At 75.7% G+C, this 20015-nt stretch carries 12 protein-coding genes and 1 pseudogene; 8 read left to right on the top strand and 5 right to left on the bottom strand.

Annotated features, from left to right (window positions below; all coding sequences use genetic code 11):
• Positions 1-423: 423 nt before the first annotated feature.
• From OG871_RS38080 to OG871_RS38100, 5 genes and pseudogenes are all read right to left on the bottom strand, one after another.
• The gene (locus OG871_RS38080) at positions 424-1341 is read right to left on the bottom strand and encodes a hypothetical protein (RefSeq protein ID WP_371503109.1); all 918 of its coding nucleotides are present in this window, start codon (positions 1339-1341) and stop codon (positions 424-426) included.
• Positions 1342-1645: 304 nt separating this feature from the next.
• Positions 1646-1855 (bottom strand): hypothetical protein, encoded by a 210-nt coding sequence (locus tag OG871_RS38085; RefSeq protein WP_371503110.1) that lies wholly within the window; start codon positions 1853-1855, stop codon positions 1646-1648.
• Positions 1856-2586: 731 nt separating this feature from the next.
• Positions 2587-3501 carry an aminoglycoside phosphotransferase family protein gene (locus tag OG871_RS38090; protein ID WP_371503112.1) on the bottom strand — a complete coding sequence of 305 codons (915 nt, stop codon included), beginning with the start codon at positions 3499-3501 and terminating at the stop codon, positions 2587-2589.
• 48 nt (positions 3502-3549) lie between these two features.
• Complete coding sequence (locus tag OG871_RS38095; protein ID WP_371503114.1) at positions 3550-4017, bottom strand: hypothetical protein; 468 nt, start codon at positions 4015-4017, stop codon at positions 3550-3552.
• A gap of 19 nt (positions 4018-4036) precedes the next feature.
• A pseudogene (locus tag OG871_RS38100) lies at positions 4037-4210 on the bottom strand (transposase domain-containing protein); the annotation flags it as partial.
• A 315-nt stretch (positions 4211-4525) separates the two neighbouring features.
• Here OG871_RS38100 and eccCa point away from each other — a divergent pair.
• The 8 genes from eccCa to OG871_RS38140 all read left to right on the top strand — a co-directional run bounded on the left by eccCa (position 4526) and on the right by OG871_RS38140 (position 19812).
• Positions 4526-8554: a type VII secretion protein EccCa gene (eccCa, locus tag OG871_RS38105; RefSeq protein WP_371503116.1), complete on the top strand. Its 4029-nt coding sequence runs from the start codon at positions 4526-4528 to the stop codon at positions 8552-8554.
• A 107-nt stretch (positions 8555-8661) separates the two neighbouring features.
• Complete coding sequence (gene eccD / locus OG871_RS38110; protein ID WP_371503118.1) at positions 8662-10056, top strand: type VII secretion integral membrane protein EccD; 1395 nt, start codon at positions 8662-8664, stop codon at positions 10054-10056.
• 10 nt (positions 10057-10066) lie between these two features.
• Positions 10067-11428 carry a type VII secretion protein EccB gene (eccB, locus tag OG871_RS38115; protein ID WP_371503119.1) on the top strand — a complete coding sequence of 454 codons (1362 nt, stop codon included), beginning with the start codon at positions 10067-10069 and terminating at the stop codon, positions 11426-11428.
• Between the two features lies 1 nt (position 11429).
• Positions 11430-15092 carry a hypothetical protein gene (locus tag OG871_RS38120; RefSeq protein WP_371503121.1) on the top strand — a complete coding sequence of 1221 codons (3663 nt, stop codon included), beginning with the start codon at positions 11430-11432 and terminating at the stop codon, positions 15090-15092.
• Entirely contained in the window at positions 15089-18382 is a 3294-nt protein-coding gene (locus OG871_RS38125) for a right-handed parallel beta-helix repeat-containing protein (RefSeq protein WP_371503122.1), read from the top strand. The genes OG871_RS38120 and OG871_RS38125 overlap by 4 nt, the downstream gene beginning before the upstream one ends.
• Before the next feature lie 181 nt (positions 18383-18563).
• On the top strand, positions 18564-18893 hold the full coding sequence (locus OG871_RS38130) for a WXG100 family type VII secretion target (RefSeq protein ID WP_371503123.1): 330 nt from the start codon (positions 18564-18566) through the stop codon (positions 18891-18893).
• Between the two features lie 28 nt (positions 18894-18921).
• Positions 18922-19212 carry a WXG100 family type VII secretion target gene (locus OG871_RS38135; RefSeq protein WP_371503125.1) on the top strand — a complete coding sequence of 97 codons (291 nt, stop codon included), beginning with the start codon at positions 18922-18924 and terminating at the stop codon, positions 19210-19212.
• A complete protein-coding gene (locus OG871_RS38140; protein ID WP_371503127.1) occupies positions 19213-19812 on the top strand; it encodes a hypothetical protein in 600 nt (199 codons plus the stop codon). It abuts the gene before it with no gap.
• Positions 19813-20015 lie beyond the last annotated feature (203 nt).

Consider the following 20015-nt stretch of genomic DNA (forward strand, 5'->3'; position numbering starts at 1 on the left):
CGGTGCCGGACCGGCCGGGGCGCAGCGGCTGAACAGGCAGCCGCCGGCGGCCGATGGAACGACGGCCACTCCCGACGGCCGTGAGACGAAGACCCTCCACCCCCCCCCGGGGCGCCGGCGTTCGATGCGTTCCTCGTCCGGCAGACGGGGGTCGTCACCGCCCGGCTGCGCCATCGGCCCGGACGGTTGGCTCTTCCGGGAGGCGACCTACGCGCTCGCCTGGTCCAGGTCGCCCTGGACCGGCGGCTCGCCTGAACCACGTCCCGGGGCCGGCCCTCTGCGGGCCCGCCCCGGGTTGCACGTCGGCGCCACTGCAGGTGGCACCCGGATGCTGTTGGCTGGCGGGTGGTTCGGCCCTGCGGGGCTGTTGGGTTGTGTGCGTCCGGCTGTGCCGGCCGACCCAGATGACCTGGAAGGGCGGTCTTATCCGACCAGGCGGCGGCGCCAGTCCAGGGGGGTGATGGTGATGGCCTGGCCGGGGTCGTGGTCCCAGTCGGTACGGAGGCCGGCTGCTTCGAGGGCGGCCACGACCTCGTGGCCGATGGCTGTGGTGGTTGCGGGCGAGCCGTCGAAGCCGCCGTAGAGGAGCGTCAGGCCGTGGCCGGCCGCGGCGGAGTCCGTGCACTGGGTGTGGAAGTAGACGAAGCCGCGGGTGTCGGGGCCGCCTTCGCCGCCGATCTCGGACTGGCCGCAGCTGCGGCAGCAGGCGAAGTGCTCGCGGGCGGTGATACCGGCCTCCTGCAGGGCGGTGAACGCGCGGGTGAGCCGCTCAGGGTCCGTCTCGCCCTGCCAGTCGGCCTGCTCCGCCAGGCGCTCCAGCCACATCCGGTCGGCCAGTACCCGCGCCTGCTCGCGCGAAACGGGCCGGCGCTCCGCGGTGACCAGGTAGTCCTCGGCGAGCTCCGCCAGAGCGGCGCGGGTGACGTAGCCGCCGGCCAGCGTCTCGCGGAGGCGCTGCTCCAACACCGCGCGGTCGTCGTCGTCCAGGTCGAGCGGTGGTACCTCGGGGGTGGGGCCCAGGTCCAGCAGCGACCAGGCCAGAGTGGTGTCCCAGCCGGGCGTCCGGGCGGCCCAGCCGGTCATTGCCGCGGTCACCGTCTCGGGACTGTCGACCATCACCTGGAAGTGCTGACCGGCGGGGCCGGTGCGGTGCTGCAGCGTGTAGTCCCCGCCGGCCTCGTGCCAGACCTGCGTGAAGACGTCGGGCAGATCGGGTATCCGCTGGACGACCAGGAAGCGGTCCCCGTCACCGCCGATCCGCCGGACGAGCCCGGCCAGTTCCTCGGCGGACACACCGACGTGCCGCTCCCCGTTCTCGGTCTCCACCACGATCTTCAGCATCCGCAGACTCTGACACATCCCCCCGACAGCAGACCTTCCGGGACCGCGACCGCCCAGCGGCCCGCCCGCCCCGCTTCGGCGTCCGGTGGCGTCACCGTTGTGCCTGACGACCCGCCAGCAGAAACATCCTCGAAGCCCGGCGCCGCGCCCGGTTGCGCGAACCCGAGAGCCGGAGGTGCTCCTCCGCGAGCCAGGCCGTCACCTCATGAGGAGGTGCCAGTGAACCTGAGCAGCGGCACCGCCGCTTCCCGCATGCTCCGTCCGCTGCGGCCCAACACGGGCCGCACCGGCGAGGCGGAGTGGGTCAGCGGGCGAGGGTGACGGTGATGTCGTCGTCGGGGCAGCCGGTCGCGATGTCGGCGAGTGCCTGGTGCTCGCGGGCGTCGACGCTCAGGTGCCAGCGGGTCTTGATCGTGACCCAGTCGTTCAGGTAGGTGCAGCGGTTGGCGACGGCCGGGGACAGCCAGTCGGCCGGGTCCTTGTCGGCCTTGGAGCGGTTGGAGGCCGCGGTCACGGCGATCAGCGCGCGCTCCTCCTGGAGGTCGTTGGCGTAGGTCTGGCGCTCGGCCGCGGTCCAACGAGGCCCCGACTGGCGGGGAGCGTCATTCCAAGCAAGCGATATTCGGAGGGCTTCGGCGTCAAGGAGCCGTAGGGTCGGCGCGCCAAGACAGCCTGGTAGCAGGGGAGAAGCGTGCGGTCTGAGGAACATGCGGGGTGGGAGCGGGACTGCGCGGAGGTCGAGGGCCTGTTCATGGACCCGCCTCCGCTGCCGCGAGAGGTCCTGACGCTGCGCGGCTGCCCGCGCGAGAGCCTGCTGGTCCAGGCCGTGGCGGCCAGCGCCGAACCGGTGCGGCTGCTGGGGGACGGAATGCTCCCGATCGAGCCTGTGGATCCCTCGAACGACGGGCCGGCCCGCTTCTGGGACCTGGAGGACACGGCTGTTCTGGCCCAGTGGCCCACGCCGGGCGATCCCGGGCGCGTGGACATCGTCGTGGGCACCGGCGTTAACCCTGTCCTTCCTGCGCCAGAAGCGAGACCAGGCCCGTCGACTCGCCAGGGTCGCACCGGTCGGCCTCGGCATGCCCGGCATCGCCCTGCGATCAGCCGGCAGGCCAGAATGAGGGCATGTAACCGCCTACAGGCGGTCATCGCCACTGGCTGCGTCAGTGGTAACCGGACCCCACTTCGACCGTCTGGTTAGCGCATATTCCGGACATACCACCGAAAGAAGTTGCTTGGTCAGGGTCAGGATGTTGCGATGAGGCGGCGCAGTGTGGCGTGGGCCGGCGGGCCCCAGGTGGGCTTGCCGCCGGGGCGGCCGTGGACGCCGGCGTCTCCGATGAGGATGCCGCCGAGGGCACGCATCGCGGCCCAGCCGCGGGCGCGGCGCAGAGTCGCGGCGTCAGCGGCCAGCTGGTAGGCATCGTGGAAGCGGGCGGCGGCGCCGTCCGGCAGCAGTGTCCAGGGCGCGGCAAGGTCGCAAGCGGGATCGCCTGCACAGAGTTCACCGAAGTCGATCACGCCGCAGAAGGTGCCGTCCGCGGTGAGGACGTTGGCCGGATGCAGGTCCCCGTGGATCCACAGCGCCGGGCCCTGCCAGTCGGGCGCGGCAGCGGCGTCGTCCCAGACCGCGCGGACGGCGTCCGGGTCGGGGATCAGCCCCAGCTCGGTGGCCGAGGCGAGCCCCTCGGCGAACCCCTCTGCGTGCTCGGCCAGCGGCCTCCCGCGGCCGAGACGGCTGGCCGGTGCTCCGTCTGGCGCGGGTTGATGAAGGGCAGTCAGGAAGGCGGCCAGGGTGTCGGCCGCCTCCTCCGCGCTGGTGACGGGGACTCGGTCAGCGGGATCGCCGGGCACCCAGGTGGTGACGATCCAGGGCCGAGGGAACCGCTCAGAGGGCTCGCCGAGGCGTTGCGGGACGGGGATCGGCAGAGGAAGGTACGGGGCAAGAACGGGCAGCCAGGCGTGCTCTTTGCGCAGCAGCTCGTCCGCGGACTGCGTTGCCCAGGGCAGACGGATAGCGAGGTCGTCGCCGAGCCGCCACAGCTGGTTGTCCCAACCACGCGCGCCGAGGCTCACGGGGAGATCGGCCAGGTCGGGGTGCTGGTCGCGCAGCAGATCCCGGGCCAACTCCGCTGTGATCTCTATCTCGGTATGGATCATGCGGAGAAACGATACTCGGCCCGCGACGCGGCCATTCCTCCCTTTGACCTACAAAGCCAGCAGTCGGACTCGACCCGCAGACGACTGGCTTTCGCCCACGAACCGGTCAAGGCCCGACGAACGCACCACTTGACTTGGTGCAGAGAAGGAAGCGCCACCAGCGCAGAAGATCCATCCCATACGAGCGAATGGTCGTTGGCGGGCTCGCGGCGGCCTGAAGTTCGGCGAAGGCAGAAGGGGGTAGCCGAACTCCAGGACCTGGCCGACCCGTTTCGGGTAGCGCCAGGTGACCTGCGCGTCGTCGGGCGCGTGCAGATACGTGCCGTCCAGCGCCACTGTGCGCAGGCCCCGGTAGAAGGAGCCTGCCTGGCCGCGGTCGGCGACCGGCCCGGCCCGGGTCTCGAAGAGCCGTCGCAGTGGAGCGGTTCCGACGCGGCGTCTGGCCCGCGCGAGCGAGGGCGCGGCCGGGCGGACCGGGGCGAGCGTGTCCAGGGCCGCGGTGAGCTTGCCCCACACGGGCCAAGTAGGAGCAGTCCTCGAACAGAGCCAGGGCAAGGACGAAGTACACCGGCACCCGTGACGGCAGCAGCCGCAGCCGCCTCTCCCGCGCCCCGGTCTCCTCCAGCAGCGCGTCGACCAGCTCGAAGTCCACGACCTGCGTCAGCTCGCCGAGATGTCCCGGCGCGAACACGCCCCCGGCCACGGACACCTCACGCGTGATGACAGACTTCTCCTGCAACGGGACCCCCGACGATCTTCTTGCTCGACACAAGTTGATCTATCAGGGGTCCCGTTCTCGCTGATCAGCGGCTTGACGAGCCACCATCCAGCCAAACACAACGGCGTTGGAATCGGCACGGTGATTTGATCTTCTATGAGCGGCGGCCTGACGGACGGTCAGCCCGCCGGGCCCGCACCGGGCGGCCGGCTTCCGGCCGGCCGGGCAGCGGCCGGTGGGCGATCGGGCAGCGGCGGCCCCGGGGGCCGTCCGACCGCCCCCGGCAGGCCTAGCCTCCACGGAGTGATGGCACCACCACCCGCAGGAGCGTTGACCCCGGAGCCCGTGACCGTACGGCGATCCCCGCGAGCCGAAGGACCTCCCCTGCCCTCGGGCCGGGTCGAGCTCGCCGAGCCCCCGGTGCTCGGCGAGCCGGCCGCGGCCGACCTCGGATCGGTCCTGCTGTACCTCCCGATGGGCCTGGGCACCACCGCCATGGTGCTGATGTTCTCGACCGCCGACGGCTCCCCGAGCACCTACCTGATGTCCGGGATGATGGGCGTCGCCATGGCCAGCATGACGCTCGGCCAGCTGGGCCGGGCCGGCGCCGAGCGCAAGCGCCGGATCCGCGCCGAACGCCGCGACTACCTGCGCTACCTCGCCCAGCTGCGCCGCCAGGCCCGGACCGCCGCCGCCGAGCAGCGGGCCGCCGTCGGGTGGGACCACCCCCGCCCCGGGCAGCTGCCGACCCTGGCGCTCGGCCCCCGGCTGTGGGAACGGCGCCCCGGCCACGAGGACTTCGCGCAGGTGCGGATCGGCGTCGGTACCCGGCGGGCCGCCCTGGAGTTCGTCCCGCCCCGTACCCGGCCGGTGGAGGACCTCGAACCGCTCGCCGCCGTCTCGCTGCGGCGCTTCACCCGCGCCGTACGCGCCGTCCCCGGCATCCCGGTCACCGTCGGCCTGCGGCAGTTCAGCCGGGTGGAGCTCACCGGCGACCGCCCCGGGGTGCTCGGCCTGCTGCGCGCCGTCCTCGGCCAGCTCGCCACCCTGCACTCCCCGGACGAGCTGCGGATCGCCCTGCTCGCCGACGCGACCGTCCAGGAGGACTGGGACTGGCTCAAGTGGCTGCCGCACACCGCCCACCCGCAGCGGGAGGACGCCACCGGCCGGCTGCGCCTGGCCGCCGCCGACCACGACGGGCTGCTCGACCTGCTCGGTCCCGAGTTCGCCGACCGGCCCGACCACGACCGGGCGGCCGTCCCGGGCGTCACCGAACCGTTCACCGTGATCGTCGCCGACGGCGCGCCCCTGCCGCCCGCCTCCCGGCTGCTTGCCGACGGCGTCCGCTGCGCCGTTCTGCTGGACGCCACCGGCGCCCTGCCCGGCGGACCCCGGGTGCTGCGGCTGACCGTCGAGGACGGGCAGGTCTCCTTCCCCCGCGGCGCCGCCACCGCCACCGCCGCCGCGGACGGGCTGACCGCCGCCGGCGCCGAGCAGCTCGCCCGCGCCCTCGCCCCGCGCCGCACCGGCGGCACCGTGGACCTGCTCGACAAGCCGTTGGAGAGCGACTTCGACCTCACCACCCTGCTCGGCATCCGCGACGCGCACAGCGTCGAGGCGGCCGAACTGTGGCGCCGCCGCCAGGCCCAGCAGGCCCGGCTCGCCGTCCCGATCGGCGTCACCGAGGACGGCGAGGTGGTCGAGCTCGACCTCAAGGAGTCCGCCCAGGGCGGCATGGGCCCGCACGGCCTGCTGATCGGCGCCACCGGCTCCGGCAAGAGCGAGCTGCTGCGCACCCTGGTGGTCGGCCTGGCCGCCACCCACTCCTCCGAGGTGCTCAACCTGGTCCTGGTCGACTTCAAGGGCGGCGCCACCTTCCTCGGCATGGACCGTCTCCCGCACACCTCCGCGGTGATCACCAACCTGGCCGACGAACTGCCGCTGGTCGACCGGATGCAGGACTCGCTCACCGGCGAGGTGATCCGCCGCCAGGAACTGCTCCGCGACGCCGGCCACTCCTCGCTGTTCGACTACGAGAGGGCCCGCCTGGCCGGCGCCCGCCTCGCCCCGCTGCCCAGCCTGCTGATCGTGGTCGACGAGTTCTCCGAACTGCTCGCCTCCAAGCCCGACTTCGCCGAACTGTTCGTCATGATCGGCCGGGTCGGCCGCAGCCTCGGCATCCACCTGCTGCTCGCCTCCCAGCGCCTGGACGAGGGCCGGATCAACCGGGTCGAGGGCCACCTCTCGTACCGGATCGCGCTGCGCACCTTCTCCTCCATGGAGTCCCGCAGCGTCATCGGCACCTCCAGCGCCTACGAGCTGCCCTCCGCCCCCGGCCACGGCTACCTGCGGGTGGACACCACCAACCTGGTGCGGTTCAAGGCCGCGTACGTCTCCGGGCCCTGCCCCGCCGCCCCCGCCCCCGCCGACCCCGGCGCGGAGAGCGCCCGGGCGGCCGGCGAGGTGGTCCCGTTCCGGCTGCTGCCGCCCGCCGACCGGGGCCCCGCCGCGCCGGCCCCGGCCCCGGCCGCCGCCCCCGCCCCCGCGCCCGGCGCGCCGGAGCGGCCCGCCGGCCCGGCCGAGGACGGCCCCAGCCTGCTGGACGTCCTGATCGACCGCCTGGTGGACGCCGGCCCGCCGGCCCGCCAGGTCTGGCTGCCCCCGCTCGACTCCTCGCCCAGCCTGGACCAGCTGCTGCCCGGCATCGTGCCCGACCCGGCGCGCGGCATGGCCGCCCCCGAACCCGCCCGGCACGGCGCCCTGCGCGTCCCGCTCGGTGTGGTCGACCGCCCCTACGAGCAGCTGCGCGAACTGCTGGAGGCCGACCTGTCCGGCGCCGACGGCCACGCCGCCGTGGTCGGCGGCCCGCAGACCGGCAAGTCCACCCTGCTGCGCACCCTGATGCTGGCCCTCGCCCTCACCCACACCCCGGCCGAGGCGCAATTCTACTGCCTCGACCTCGGCGGCGGCCTGGCCTCCGTCGGCGGCCTGCCGCACGTCGGCTCGATCGCAGGCCGGCTCGACCGCGACCGCGTGCTGCGCACCGTCGAGGAGGTCTCCCAGCTGCTGGAGGTCCGCGAACAGCTCTTCGCCGATCGCGGCCTGGAGTCGATGGCCGCCTACCGCGAGCAGCGCGCCCGCGGAGCGATCGACTCCTTGTACGGGGACGTGTTCCTGGTCGTCGACGGCCTGGCCTCGCTCCGCCAGGACTTCGAGGAACTCGACGCCCGCATCGCCGAACTCGCGGCCCGGGGACTCGCGTTCGGCGTCCACCTGGTGGTCTCCGCGGTCCGCTGGTCGGAGATCCGGCCCCGGCTGCGCGACCTCATCGGCACCCGGATGGAACTGCGCCTCGGCGACCCCCTGGAGTCCGAGGTCGGCAGCCGCGCCGCCGCCGGCGTCCCGCAGCAGCCCGGCCGCGGCCTGGCCGGCTCCGGCCACCACTTCCGCTCCGCCCTGCCCCGGCTGGACGGCTCCACCGACCCCGCCGACCTCGCCCAGGCAACCCGCACCGCCGTCGCCGAGATCGCCGCCTTCCGCACCGGCCCGGCCGCCCCCGGCGTCCGCCTGCTGCCCACCGAACTGCCCGCCGACCGGCTGCCCGCCCCCCAGCCCGGCCCCCGGATCTGCCTCGGCTGGGACGAGCAGCGGCTCCAACCGGTATGGCACGACTTCGCCCACACCCCGCACCTGTCGGTGTTCGGCGACGGCGAGACCGGCAAGACCAACGCGCTGCGGCTGGTGCTGCGCGCGATCACCGGCCACCACACCCCCGACCAGGCCAAGATCCTGCTCGCCGACCCCGGCCGCGCCCTGCTGGAGGCCGTGCCCGAGCCCTACCGGGTCGGCTACGCCGTGGAGACCGACGCCCTGGCCGCCCTCGCCAACAGCGCTGCCGTCTCCATGCACCGCCGGCTGCCCGGACCCGACATCACCCCCGAACACCTCCACCGGCGGGACTGGTGGGAGGGACCGGACCTGTTCGTCGTCGTCGACGACTACGACCTGTTCACCACCGGCACCGCCGTCGGCGGCCCGCTCGCCGCTCTGGTCCCGTACCTCGCCCAGGGCGTCCACACCGGCCTGCACCTGGTGGTCGCCCGCAGCACCTCCGGAGCCGTCCGGGCCATGATGGACCCCCTGCTGCGCCGCATGTGGGAACTGGGCAGCCCCGCGCTGCTGCTGTCCTACCCCAACGAGGAGGGCAAGTTCCTCGGCGAGGCCAAGCCCCGCACCCTGCCCTGCGGCCGGGCCCAGCTGGTCACCCGACGCGGCGTCAGACTCGTCCAGACCGGGCTCGCCCCGACCGCGGGCCCGGCGCCCGCTGCGCGCTGACCGGGCCACCAGCCCTCACCGCCCCCGCAGGTCGCCCCCCCTGCAGGTCCCTCGTCGCGGGTCACCCCCTCTTCCTCGCACGTCACCCCTCGCATCCCAGGAGCAGCATGACCACCCCGAGCACGACCGCGGCCCGCGGGCACGACGTCCGTCGGCTGACCGTCGCGGGCCCCACCGGCCGGGCCGACCTCGCCGTACCGGCCACGGTGACCCTCGCCGGACTGCTCCCGGTGCTGCTCCGCCACGTCGCCGGACCCGAGGCCCACGGCGGCGGCTGGGTGCTGCAACGCCTCGGCGAGGCCCCCCTCGACCCGGACGGCACCCCCGAGGCCCTCGACCTGCGCGACGGCGACGTCCTCCACCTGCGCCCCGCCGAATCCCCGCTCGCCGAGGTCCACTTCGACGACATCGCCGAGGGCGTCGCCGAGGTGATCGGCACCCCGGCCGAGCGTTGGCGGCCCGAGCTGACCCGACGGCTGCTCACCGGCCTCGGCGCCACGCTCATCGTGCTGCTCGCCGCCGCCGTCCCCGCCGTCGAGCCTGGCCGCGCCGCCGCCGGGTACGCCGCGGCCGCCGCCGTCGCCCTGACCGCCGGCTGCGTGCTCACCAGCCGCCTCCGCCCCGACCCCCGGGCCGCCCTGACCGCCGGCCTCGGCGGCACCCTGCTGGCCGCCCTGGCCGGCGCAGCAGCCCGGCACGGCGGCGCCGCCGTGCTCACCCCCGGCCGCGGAGACCTCGCCCTCGCCGGACTCGCCGCCGCCACCACGGCCACCGCCGCGCTGCTGTTCGGCCGCCGCCTGCCCACCCGCGTCCTCGGCAGCGCCGCCGCGACCGGACTCGCCGCCGTCCTCGGCGCCCTGCTCGCCGCCGCCCTCGACCTGGACGCCACCCGCGCCACCGCCCTGCTCGCCGTCGCCGCCCTGCTCGCGGCCAGCCCCGGCCTGCGCCTCGCCCTCCGCGCCGCCCGCCTGCGCGTCCCCCAGCTGCCGCGCAGCGCCGAGGAACTGCAGCAGGACATCGAACCCGAACCGGCCGCCCGGACCACCGCCCGCACCCGGACGGCCGACGCCCTCCTCGGCGCCGCCTCGGTCGCCGTCTGCGCCGTGGTCACCCTCGCCTGCCTGCTGCTCGCCCGCGAACCCGGCTGGGCCGCCCCCGCCCTCGCCACCACCCTCGGCGCCACCGCCCTGCTCCGCGCCCGCACCCTGCCGGGCCCCTGGCAGCGCGTCCCCGCCGCCCTCGCCGGCACCCTCGCCCCCGCCCTGGTCCTGCTCGCCCGGGCCGACCACGGCCACCCCCTGCTGCGGGCCGCCGTCCTCCTCCTGCTGACCGCCGCCGCCCTCGCCCTGCTGCTCGCCGCCGGCCGCCGCCCCGGCCCCCCGCCCCGCCCGGTCTGGGGCCACGCCGGGGACCTGCTGGACACCTGGACCGCCGTCCTGCTCGTCCCGCTCCTGCTCCACCTCCTGCACGTGTACGGCTACGTCCGCACGCTGGCCGGCTGAGGGAGGACCGATGCAGAGCCGACGCGACCACGTCCACGCCTACCGCTTCTCCACCCACCGGCTGTCCAGCGCCCTCGCCACCGGCGAACCCGGCACCGGCGAGGCCCCGTTGCGCCGCGCCGACCTCGGCGCCGCCGCCGGACTCGCCGCCGGCCTGCTGCTGGTGGGCGGCTTCGCCCTCTACGGGCTGATCAGCCCCGGCGGCAACACCGCCTGGCGCAAGCCCGGCACCATCATCGTCGAGAAGGAGACCGGCAACCGGTACCTGCTGATCGGCGGGGTGCTGCGCCCCACCGCGAACCTCGCCTCCGCCCATCTCGGCGCCGGACCGGGCGCCAAGGTCCGCCTGGTCTCCCGCAACTCGCTCGACGGCGTCCCGCACGGAGCCCCCGTCGGCACCCCCGACGCCCCCGACACCCTGCCGCAGCCCTCCGCCCTGCTCACCGGCCCCTGGAACCTCTGCCTCACCCCCGCCGCCGAGGACACCGTCCAGGCCGACCTCGCCCCCCGCCCCGGCAGCCCGCTCGACGACGGCCACCGTGTCCTGCTCACCGGCCCCGACGGCACCCCGTACGTGCTGTGGAACAGCGTCAAGTACCCCGTCGCCGGCCGAGCCGCACTGGTCGCCCTCGGCCTCGGCAACCAGAGCCCGGTCAAGGCACCCGCCGGCTGGCTCGCCGCCCTGCCCACCGGCACCCCGCTCGCCGCCGCCGAGATCCCCGGCAACGGCCGGCCCGGGCCCCCGGTCGCCGGCCGGCCCGCCGAGGTCGGCCGGCTGTACCGGACCGGGCCCGCCGACGGACGCCAGCACTTCGTCCTGCGACCCGACGGCCTCGCCCCCGTCTCCCGCACCGAGTTCGCCCTGCTCCAGGCCGACCCCGGCCGGCCCGAGGCCACCGACCTCGGCACCGCCGAGATCGCCGCCGCACCCTCCTCCGCAGACACCGGCCTGCTCGACCGCATCCCAGACCTGGCCGCCGCACCCGTCTGGCAGGGCGACCGCGGTCGGCTGTGCGTGCGGCAGCGTGCCACCGGCAGCAGCACCGCCACCACCGTGGTGCTCCGCGACACCGCCGACACCTCCGGACGCGCCGCCCTGGTCCCGCCCGGCCACGGCGTCTACGCCACCGAACTCCAGCCCCCCGGCGGCGACCGCCGGCCTCGGCGCTACCTGATCACCGACCAGGGACGGAAGTACCCGCTGGCCGACGACACCGCCGCCGGAGCCCTCGGCTACGGGCGGGCCACCGCGCAGCCCGTACCGCCGGCCGTGCTGGACGCGCTGCCGACCGGTCCGGTGCTCGCCGCCGCGGCGGGTTCCCCCGCCTCTACCGCCGTGCTGTCCGCCCCGGCCGGAACAGGAGGGCAGTGAGATGCGCAGCCCCTTCGGCCGCACCCCGTCCGCGGCACCCGACCTGGAGTGCCTGACCGCCCGTCACGCCCTCCTCGTCCGCCCCCGGCAGACCTCCCGCTCCGCCGCGACCCGGTCCGGCGACACCCCCGCCCGCGGGCTCTGGCAGGCCCGGGTCTTCGCCGAGAGCCTCACCAACGACCCCGACCACCGCCTGGTCGTCATCGACGTCCCCGAACGCCAGCCCCTCACCTCCTGGGAACCGCTCGCCCGCAGCCTGGCCCGCCACCCCGGCGGCATCCGCCTCCTGACCGCCCCCGGCTCACCCGAGGAACCCCGACCCGTCGGCCAGTGGCTGGCCGACCGGCTCGGCCGCGAGGTTCTCGTCCCCGCCGGCGAACTCGCCCGCACCGCCGACGGCTCCCTCTTCGCCCTCGGAGATCCCGAACAGGGCTGGATCCGGCTGCGCCCGCACGGCGGCCCCGCCCAGTGGGACTCCCGCCGCGCCCCCCGGCCCGCCTGGGAGTCCCCGGCCGTCAACCACCGCTGGCAGACCGGACCGCTCGGCATCTGCGAACCCCTGCCCGGCGGCGCCTGGCTGCGCCCCGCCCACGACGACGACCCGCGGCCCCGGCAGGACCACCGCCGGCGGCTCACCGGCTTCGTCCCCTGCCGGCCCGACCGGTTCGCGGTGGTGCTCGGCTACCCGGGCGCCGCCGCCCTCGGCCTGGAGGAGATCGCCCGGTTCTGGACCGCCGTCCCGGCCGCCCACCGGCCCGCCGTCCGCTTCGTCGGGTACGGTCCGGTCGCCGTCCCCGCCGGTACCCCGCTCGGCCAGGCCCTCGCCGACCTGCTCGGCCAGTCCGTCGCCCTCCACCCCGGCCTCCCCGGCGCCGGCCGCACCCGCACCCACGAGGTGGAGGTTCACGCCGTCGGCGAGGACGGCACCCTGGGCTGGCGGCTGTTCGCCCGTGAGCTGGGCTACGTCCCGCGCGGCACCGCCGGCGGCCACGCGGTCGCCCCCGTGGTGGTCACCGGCCGCCAGCCCGTCCACGGCCTGCCCGAACTCGCCCCCGGCGTCTACCGGTACGCCCCGGACGCCGTCCTGGAGGTCACCCAGAGCGGCCTTTGGATGCGACCGCCCACGGACCTCCCGGACGCCGCCCTCCCCGACGCCGCCCCCATCCGCGGACTCCCGGTCGAACCGGGCACCGTGAAGATCGTCTTCGACGACGGCGACCGGCACACCGCCGACCGGATGCAACTGCTCGCCCTCGACGCCCTCTGGCGCCTCGACCCCGCCACCCGGCAGACCGCCCGGGTCGTCTCGGCCGACATCGCCACCGGGCGCACGGCGGCCGTCCCGGCGGGCATCCGGGTTCCCGGGGGTGTCGGTGTCGCCGGTGGCGTCAGCGGCGTTGGCGGTACCGGTGTGGCGGCTGGGGTTCCCGGGGCGGTGGCTGGTCGGGTGGCCGGCGGGACGTTCGCGGCGGAGATCGCGAGCGGGCTGGTCACGCCCTCGGGCGCGTCCGGAGCGGTGGCGACCGGGCCCGTGGGCACCGTCGGCGCCGGCTCGCCCGCCTCGCCCGCGCGCGATGAGCGCCGGGCGGCGGAGGCCGGGACAGCGCGCGCCGGTGGGCCCACCTCACGGCCGGGGGAGGACTTCGCCGCCGAGATCGCCACCGGGCCGGCCATGCCGTGGCGGTCCCCTGCGCTGGACGCCCCCCGCATCACGGTGGCCGAGCCCGTCCGGACGCCCGGGGTCGCCGAGTCGACCGACCGTCAGCCGGCGCCGGACGCCAGGCCCGTGCGGTACCGGCTCGGACCGGTGGCGACCTCGCCCGGCGCACCCGAGACGGAGGGATCGGCCGACCTCGACGCCCAGGTGCTCGGTCCGGCCCGGCCCACCCGGCCCGCCACCTCGCGCCGGGCCCCTCGGAGGGGCGTCGCCACCCCGCCGGACGAGGACTCCGCCTCGACCGGCACGCCTCACCTCCGGTCGGAGGCGGGGGACGCCGTGGCCTGGGAGGCGGACCCCGCGGCAGTCCTCTCGCCCCCGCCCGTCGAGGGTGAACCGGCGGCAGAGGTCGAGCCCGTCCGGACGGTCCGCACGGCACACGTACCGCCGAAGCCCATCACCGCACCGAGGGCTGAGGCCGTGCCGCCCGCTGCGCCCGCCAGCCTGGTGGGTGCCGGGGCAGCCGACCTGACCGTCGGTCAGGCCCCCGCCTCCGGCTTCCGTACGGCGCCGCCGGCGCCCGGTCGTCGGGACGCCGGCGCAGCGGGGGAGCCCACCGGACACGCCCGTGTGGCGACCGAATCGTCGGCCCCCGCGCGCAACGTGGCGATGCCCGACGCGCGGGCCGGCGTCGCGGCAGAGGTACGGCCGGCAGCTGGGGCTGTGGCGGGTGTTCCCGTCGCGACGGGGTCGACGACCCCGGCCGGTCTCGAGCCGTCCACGGACCGCGCCCACGTGGCCCTGACGGCTTCCGATCGGCGCGCGGACAGCGCGGTCGGGGAGCGGATGGCCGCTCAGGCGTCCCCGGACACCCATGCGGCGAGGGAGTCGGCGGGCCAGGACCGTACGGCCTCCGTCTCCGCCTCCGTCGCCGCCGGCGTCCCGACCCAGCCGGCTCCCGCCGGGCCGCCGCCGCGGATCCGGCTGGAGTCCGGTCCGCTGCCCGCACTCCCCGTGTTCACCTCCCGCTCCACCTCGGCGGAACCGGCCCCGGCCGCCCCCGCCCTCGACCCCACCCCGCTGCCGGAGCCACCGGCAGCCGTACCCACGCCCGCCCCCGTTGCCCCCGCGGCCTCCGCCGAGGTCGGTGTGCAGCCCGTCCCGGAGACCGCCGCCAGTGCCGTGCCGCCCGCCGGGGGAATCGAGCGGGAGCGCGGGTGGCTGCGCCAGACGCTGCGGCAGGAGTACGACAGCGCCGCCGGCGCGCTCGCGCGGGTGCTCTCGGTCGCGCCGGGCCTGCGCGGGGACGCCCGGAAGCCGTCCGAGGAGACCCTGACCGACCTGGTCGCGGTGCGGCTGTTGCTGTCGGCGGGCGGTGACCGGATCGCCGCCGCCGTCCGCGGCGGCACGGTCGGCGCGCACGTCCCGCTGGCCCGCTGCGCCTACGCGGGCCTGGGCCGACTGCCGTCCCACCGGGGCGCCGCGTACCTGCGGGCCGAGGTCACCGAGGCACAGTGGCAGTGGTACCGGGAGCGGCGGACGGTCACCGAGTGGGGGTTCGCGTCCGCGCTGGACTCCGCCCGGCCCGGCCTGCCCGGGACGGTGGAGTTCCTGCTCTGGTCGGTCACGGCCCGCCGGACCGCCCTGCTGGAGCCCGACCTGCCCGACCGGGTGGTCTTCCTCCCCGGCACGGCCTTCAAGGTGCTCGCGGTCGCCGAGGCGGAGGGGGAGGCACCCCGGACCGTCCTCCTGCGCGAGCTGGCCCCCTCCGAACTCGCCCCCGCGGCCCAGGAATCCGGTACAAGTACCGGGACCGCCGTCGCGCAGCTCGACGACCTCGCCCGCACCGGCCTCGACCGGGCCGCCCTCGCGTGGCGACCGCTCGCCGCCGCCACGCCCCTGCCGGACGCCTGTGCCGGCGCCTTCGGCAACCCCCCAGGACTCATCCGCACGGCGCACATCCCGCATCCGGGAACTCCCGTGCCGGGAAAGGGAACCCAACTGTGAACCGCCAGATCCTCGTGGTCTCCCCGCAGCGCCCCGGCGCGCACCGCACCATCGGCGAGGCGCTGCGCCAGGCCGGCGACGGCGCCCTGGTGTCGGTGGCGCCCGGGCGGTACGAGGAGCGGCTGCTGCTCGACCGGCCGGTCACCCTGGCCGCCGACGGCACGCCGGGCAGCGTCGAGATCCACGCCGCCGACGGCAGCACGGTGACGGTGGACTGCGAGGCCGTCCAGTTCAGCGGCCTGGCGCTGTCCGGCGACGACGACCAGTACCCGGTGGTGGACCTGCGCCGCGGCCAGGCGGCCTTCGACGGCTGCACGGTCACCGGCGCGGCATGGACGGCCGTGCTGGCCCGGCTGGACGGCACCCTGGTGGCCCGCGACTGTCGGATCGCCAACCCGGTCGGCGCCGGGATCGTGGTCACCTCGGGCGGCGGGAACACCGTGGAGCGCACCGAGGTCGACCGCGTCGGCTCCTCCGCCCTGGTGGTCGCCGAGCAGGGCCGCCTCACCGTCCGGGGCTCCACCCTCACCGGCAGCGGCGGCAACGCGCTCTGCGTCAACGGGCAGGGCTGGGCCACCGTCGAGGACACTGCGGTCGCCGACAGCGCCAAACCCGCCCTGGTGGTCGAGCAGGACGGCCGGGCCGACCTGCTGCGGGTCACCGTGACCGGCAGCGCCGCCCTGGACGCCTACCTCACCGGCGGCGGGCCCAGCACCCTCACCGACTGCGAGTTCACAGGCTCGGCCGGGCAGTCGGTGCACATCGCCGGCGGCGCGGAACCCCGGCTGCGCGGCTGCACGCTGACGGGCGCCCGGCAGTGCGGCCTGCACGTCACCGGCCGTGCCCGGCCGCACCTGGAGGACTGCACCGTCGCGGACACCCCGCTCGGCGCGGTGCTGGAGGGCGAGAGCGCGCCGCGGTTCGACGGGCTGACCGTGACCGGCACCGAGCAGGCCGCCCTGCTGGTGAGCGGCGGCGCCTCGGCCGAGCTGCGGCGGCTCGCCGTCCGGACCGACCGCGCAGGCCTGCGCGTCCTGGGCGGCGCCCGGCTGCGGCTCGACGACGCCACCGTGGAACTGGCCGAGGGCGGCGACGCCGTCGACCTCGGAGAGGGCGGCATCGGCACCTTCACCGACCTGCGGGTCCGGACCACCCGCGGCACCGGGCTGCGGGCCGGCCGCGGCGCCCGGCTGGCGGTGACCTCCTCGCTGCTCACCGGCGCCGGGGTGGAGATCGGCCCGGACGCCGAGGCCGCCCTCACCGACGTCGAGGTCGCGGACGCCCACGAGGACGGCGTCCGGGTGCTCGACGGCGGCACGCTGACGGCACTGCGCTGCCGGGTGCACGGCGCCCGGGGCCACGGTTTCAGCCTGGAGTCCGCCGCCCGCGGCGGCCTGGAGGGCTGTACGGCGGACCGCACCGGCGGCCTGCCGCTGCACAGCCTGGCCGGCGAGGCGGTCCAGGTCCGGGACTGCGACCTCGGCGGAGCCGACGGTCCCGTCCCGCCCGGGCGGACCCGCCCCCACCAGGACGGCGGGCCGCCCGCCGCCGACCTCCCCGCGCCGGAGCCTGATACGGGGACCCGGCACGACCCCGCGGCCCGGCACGATCCGGGCGCCCGGTCGGAGTCCGGCCATCCGCAGCCGGCCGCGGACCGCGCTGCCCACCCCGGCACCGGGCCGCTCGCCGAACTGGAGGCGCTGGTCGGCCTGGACAGCGTCAAACAGGAGGTCACCGGCCTGATCAACCTCAACACCATGGCCCAGCGGCGGGAGGAGATGGGCCTGCCGATGCCGCCGATGAGCCGTCACCTGGTCTTCGCCGGCCCACCCGGCACGGGCAAGACCACGGTCGCCCGCCTGTACGGCGCCGTCCTCGCCGAGCTCGGCATCCTCGGCAAGGGCCACCTGGTCGAGGTCTCCCGGGCCGACCTGGTCGCCCAGATCATCGGCGGCACCGCGATCAAGACCACCGAGGTCTGCACCCGGGCGCTCGGCGGCGTCCTGTTCATCGACGAGGCCTACACCCTCACCAACCAGGCCAAGGGCAGCGGCCCCGACTTCGGCCAGGAGGCGGTGGAGACCCTGATGAAGCTGATGGAGGACCACCGCGACGAACTCGTGGTCATCGTGGCCGGCTACTCCGAGCAGATGGAGCAGTTCCTCTCCTCCAACCCGGGCATGGCCTCGCGCTTCTCCCGCACCGTCGAGTTCCCCAACTACACCCCCGCCGAACTGGTCACCATCACCCGCAACATGTGCGGCCGGCACTACTACGAACTGGACGACAGCGGCCACGAGGCGCTGACCCGCTACTTCGAACTGATCCCCAAGGGCGGGACCTTCGGCAACGGCCGGGTGGCCCGCGGCGTGTTCGAGGCGATGGTCAGCAATCAGGCCTCCCGCCTCGCCGCGCAGCCCGGCGCCCGCGACACCGACCTGAGCCGGCTCTCCGCCGCCGATGTCCCCGCCCTCCCCGCCCCCGAGCACCCCGGCGCCGACCCCGCCGGACCCGGCCGCGCCGGCGCCGCCCGCGGCGGCCGGCGCCTGGCCGCCCTGGTCGGTCTGGAACCCGTCCGCGAGGCCCTGGCCGCCCGCCTGGACGGGCTGGTCCAGCTGAAGGCCGGCGGCCAGCCGGTCGCGCTCTCGGCCAACCTGGTCCTGGAGGGCCGGTCCGGCAGCGGTCGCCGCTCGATCACCCGGCTGTACGGGCGGGCCCTCGCCGAACTCGACCTGGCCGCCACCGGCGCCGTCCACGAGGCAGCGCTGTCCGCCTTCCCGTCCCGCTGGCACGGCCAGGTCGAGACCTACGCCGCCGCCCTGTTCGAGGAGGCCGCTGGCGGGGTGCTCCTGCTGGAGGCCGACCGCGCCCTCGCCGAGCGGCCCGAGGACGAGCGCCGGGCCGTCCTGGAGGCCGTCCGCGCCCGCGCCCAGGAGACCGACCTGGTCCTGGTGCTCTCCGGCGAACCCGCGCCCCTGGCCGACGTCCTGCGGGAGAGCCCTGCCCTGGCCGGCTGCTTCGCCGAGTACCTCCGGCTCACCCCGTACGCGCCGGAGGAACTCGCCGAACTGGTGCTGCGCCGCCTCGCCCGCCAGGGCCGCGCCGTCGACGCCGACCTGGCCGGCGCCCTCGGCGAGCACTTCGCCGACCACCCGCTGCCCGACGGAGCCCACGGCGCGCACCGCTACGCCGACCGCCTCGCCCGGCTGGCGCCCTCCCGCACCATCCGGCCCGCCGACCTCGGCCCGGCGGCGGCCGCGGCACCCACGGCGGCCTGGGGGTACGCCTGAGCCCCGGGCTGCCCCGGGCTGCCCCGCGCCGACCCGAAGGCCGTCCGGGCAGGGCGCGGTGGCGGCTCGGGCATTACCCGCCCGCCGCCGCCCGACCGCCGCACGGGATGCGACAGAGTCGGCATGAGCGCCACAAAAGCTCTGACAGAACACGATGTTGACGCAACGTTAGGAAACACGGGTGACTACCCCCACCTCGGTGACAGTCGAAGGCATGCTCGCCGCGCAGAACAGCTTCCGCGAGGCGCACAGCAGCGCGCGCTCCCAGCTGGCGGCCATGACCGAGCAGGTCTCGATGCTCGGCTCGAACTGGACCGGTGACGCCGCCGGCACCTTCAACGGCGCCATGCAGACCTGGCTCCAGGACTTCAACGGCGTGGTCTCCGCCCTGGACGGCATGACCCACACCCTGGAGCAGAACACCGGCGTCTACCGCTCCACCACCGCCAACGCGGACCAGATCGCCTCCGGCGTCGCCTCGTCCATGCACACGCCCCTCGCCGGCCTGTAAGCCCGCCCGACCTCCAGGAGCACCACAGATGCCCACGTACACCGTCAACTTCGGCAACGTTCAGCACGTCGCCGAGGAGATGCAGCTGATCTCCCGCAACATCAGCGCCATGCTCGCCGACCTGGACGCCAACGCCCGCCGGCACCTCGCCGAGTGGACCAGCGAGGCCCAGAGCGCCTACGCCGCCGCCAAGGCCCGCTGGGACGCCGCCTCGGCCGACATGGCCACCCAGGCGCAGAAGGCCCAGACCTCGCTGACCGAGATCCACGCCAGCTACGCCCAGGCCGAGCGCACGGGATCGAACATGTGGGGGCACTAGATGGGGGAGGACAAAAGCCCTCAGGGAATCCAGCGGCAGGTCAACGCCCTCCAGAACGGGCCGAAGCCCAAGCCCGGTTCCCATCCCGAGGAGTACCCCAACGATGCGCGACTCCCGCCCGACAAGCGGCTGGAGGGAACGGCGCCGACCGCGCCCCCCGTCCCGGGGGCCGCGTCGGCCGGCGGGCAGACCGCGGTGAGCACCCCCTCGCTGGATGTCTTCGCCCGGAACATCCAGAGCCTGCTGCCTCCGGTCAAGGAGGCGATGGACAAGCTCCGCCAGACCAGGGTGGCGCCCGGCGCGTTCCACCACGCCGACGAGATCCGGGGACGGACCGTCGGCCCCAACGGTGACGGCGGGTTGAAGGAGCAGATGGTCAAGGCGCTCGGTGACGTCTACAGCGGCCTCACGGCCGTCGGCAAAGGCGTCGCCGAGTTGAGCCGGACGTACTCCGGCGCCGAGGAGGCCAACCGCATCAAGGCCACCGACTTCCAGCAGTTCCTGGACGGCGCACGCGGCGACTTCGCCGCCATGCTCAAGGACTCCGGCGGTTCACCGGGCGCGGGCGCGGGCGGCGGCACACCTCCAGCGGCCGCGTAGCCGGGCCGAACTCCCGCTCCGGACAGGCCCTTCGGGATGGGCAGGCGCGGAGCGCCGTCGCGAGGACGGAACAACAGCAGGACCCGGGCGGCGCGGCCCGCCGGCTATGGGCCGGTGGCCGCGCGCCCGGCGTTCCGGCGTGAACGGCCGACCGGGGCCGACCGCGCCGGAACGGCAACCACCAGGCGGACCGAAGGATCGGG

Source organism: Kitasatospora sp. NBC_00374 (assembly GCF_041434935.1).
Taxonomy (GTDB): domain Bacteria; phylum Actinomycetota; class Actinomycetes; order Streptomycetales; family Streptomycetaceae; genus Kitasatospora.

Excerpts from the sequence above, each read along its gene's own strand:
- OG871_RS38080 (WP_371503109.1), bottom strand. The coding sequence starts at position 1,341 with ATGCTGAAGATCGTGGTGGAGACCGAGAACGGGGAGCGGCACGTCGGT.
- OG871_RS38090 (WP_371503112.1), bottom strand. The coding sequence starts at position 3,501 with ATGATCCATACCGAGATAGAGATCACAGCGGAGTTGGCCCGGGATCTG.
- eccCa (WP_371503116.1), top strand. The coding sequence starts at position 4,526 with ATGGCACCACCACCCGCAGGAGCGTTGACCCCGGAGCCCGTGACCGTA.
- eccD (WP_371503118.1), top strand. The coding sequence starts at position 8,662 with ATGACCACCCCGAGCACGACCGCGGCCCGCGGGCACGACGTCCGTCGG.
- eccB (WP_371503119.1), top strand. The coding sequence starts at position 10,067 with ATGCAGAGCCGACGCGACCACGTCCACGCCTACCGCTTCTCCACCCAC.
- OG871_RS38120 (WP_371503121.1), top strand. The coding sequence starts at position 11,430 with ATGCGCAGCCCCTTCGGCCGCACCCCGTCCGCGGCACCCGACCTGGAG.
- OG871_RS38135 (WP_371503125.1), top strand. The coding sequence starts at position 18,922 with ATGCCCACGTACACCGTCAACTTCGGCAACGTTCAGCACGTCGCCGAG.
- OG871_RS38140 (WP_371503127.1), top strand. The coding sequence starts at position 19,213 with ATGGGGGAGGACAAAAGCCCTCAGGGAATCCAGCGGCAGGTCAACGCC.